General features: G+C 59.6%; 2 protein-coding genes and 1 pseudogene. All 3 read right to left on the reverse strand.

Going from position 1 to position 1,857, the window contains the following annotated elements; translation table 11 throughout:
• A partial coding sequence (locus CKO11_RS17050) for a hypothetical protein (protein WP_223641486.1) occupies positions 1-969 on the reverse strand: 969 nt, incomplete at its 3' end.
• Positions 966-1,247 carry a hypothetical protein gene (locus CKO11_RS17055; RefSeq protein WP_223641488.1) on the reverse strand — a complete coding sequence of 94 codons (282 nt, stop codon included), beginning with the start codon at positions 1,245-1,247 and terminating at the stop codon, positions 966-968. The genes CKO11_RS17055 and CKO11_RS17050, both read right to left, overlap by 4 nt.
• A 422-nt stretch (positions 1,248-1,669) precedes the next feature.
• Positions 1,670-1,857: pseudogene (locus CKO11_RS17060) on the reverse strand (IS66 family transposase zinc-finger binding domain-containing protein); the annotation flags it as partial.

Genomic DNA, 1,857 nt, shown 5'->3' on the forward strand with positions numbered 1-1,857 from the left:
ATAACCATTGGCCTTCGCTGACGTAATCAATGACACCCGACACTCGTCCATCTCACAGAATTCGCCGATCATGAGGGCGCGCACGTCCGAGCTCCCGCGGCCCCGCTTGTTGCGCGCATAACGCTCACCCTTCGTCGCGACCATATATTCGGTCGGTGTGAGTAGCTCCTTGCGATGCCGGAGAACGCTTTGGTGCGATGGGATCGGGAGGGCGGGAAGATCGTTGAGTGCCCGCTGACGGTTTTCGCTGTTGACCCGCGCGGCAAGATAGCCATGCACGTTCGCTACGGATGGGCCCTTGAGATCTAGGCCGATCTCCTCCCACGCCTCTGTCATAAGCTCTTTCAGACGCAAAGGCAGACGCGGCGTCTCGTTGCCTTTCAGGTGGTCAAGTGTTGCCAACCCGGCGATGACATCATCACCCTCCTGAAGCCCCTGATAGATCTCGTAGTATTTCTTCAGCGTCCGCCCTTTGTAGAGAAACCAGCTCTTCTGCTGGCCACCCTTCAACGTAGCCGCCCCAAGATGCACACGCTCCCCGAAAAAGGCTTGGACGAAAGGCCGCAAAAACTTCCTGTTCGCGGGGTCGTTCAAGGCGGCGATGGAAATCCGGAAGTCCTTATCGCCATCGACAACAGTCCGGTGACGATGGAGTTCCTCGATCGCACGGCATATTGCAAAGTGAAAACGGCCATAAATTTGTTGGCTCTCAGAGAGTTGGGCCGCAACGCTCAGGCCGCCCAGCCTCAGTTTGGCACTCCCGTCCGGCTGAAGCTGTGACGGGCCGAATGTCACGACACCGGTTTTTGTCATCTCGACAAAGGACGAGAACCCAAGAATACTCGTCTGGCCGCCGGTCGGATCCGCCAGCTCATAGCCCTGCGCACCGACCCTGAGGAGAACGAGGTCGCGCCCGCCGACCGAGATTTCGGTCCCGGCTTCGAAATTGTAGTGCGGCACGATCGTCATGACGCGACCTCGACGCGCGACCATTCCGCGATCACATGATCGAGATTCGCGCGCAGAGCGCCACGCGCGATCAGGCGATAGCAGGATTTAAACACCGTCTCCTGCGGCAGATCGAGCAGCGGGAATAGATCGCGCATCAGCCACAGCGTGCGATGGTTGCGCGCGCTCCAAAGCACGATATCGTCGATTTCGGGATCGGGTGACTGGATGGCCTCATGCAGCCGCAACAGGTTCTCTCGTCGCTGCCGTGAATAGCGGCCAGCATCGACGATTATCATGCTATCGGCAGCGCGGGCGGGTATCATAGGGCACTCGGTGGGGCAGGCATGGGGACGCCCATTCCATCGGGAGTGGACGATTTTCCGGCGAGCCCATGTCATAGTCTGCCAACCCGCGCAAGTGATTCTAACATACTGATATTTATGCGAAAAAATGAGTTTTCATTCGCATATTCGAAGCAGCCGGAACACCCGGGTGTGTCGGAAGTAAAGCCTCCTGGGCAGGGGCGTAACAGGACTCGAGCCTCCCATTGAAAAACCGTGGATCGACACGCCCACACCCCTAAGCGGATGGCAGCGTTAGCAACGGGGCCGGAAAGCTGACTTGCGGCGGTGCGGTTTGGCACCCGCGGCGAGTTTGGGATAGCGGCCATTTATACGCCGCGCAGCAATGGACGCCACCTTTTGACCATAAGGGCGGGGACCAGCACATGGGCCAGAAGACGTGGCCCGGGGCGACCGCGCTCGATGGGGCGCGAGGGCAGCGGGGCCTGCACGAAGCGTTCGCAGCAGGAACATGTCAATCGGGGCCGGACGATGCGGTTCACGATGAAGCGCCCCGGCACGTATTCCAGTTCTTCGGTCACATCTTCGCCGATCCGGCGCAGGC

It is taken from the genome of Rhodobacter sp. TJ_12, from assembly GCF_020023995.1.
Lineage (GTDB): Bacteria > Pseudomonadota > Alphaproteobacteria > Rhodobacterales > Rhodobacteraceae > Rhodobacter.

Coding starts and splice junctions, on each gene's coding strand:
- CKO11_RS17055 (WP_223641488.1), bottom strand. CDS start 1,247: ATGATAATCGTCGATGCTGGCCGCTATTCACGGCAGCGACGAGAGAAC.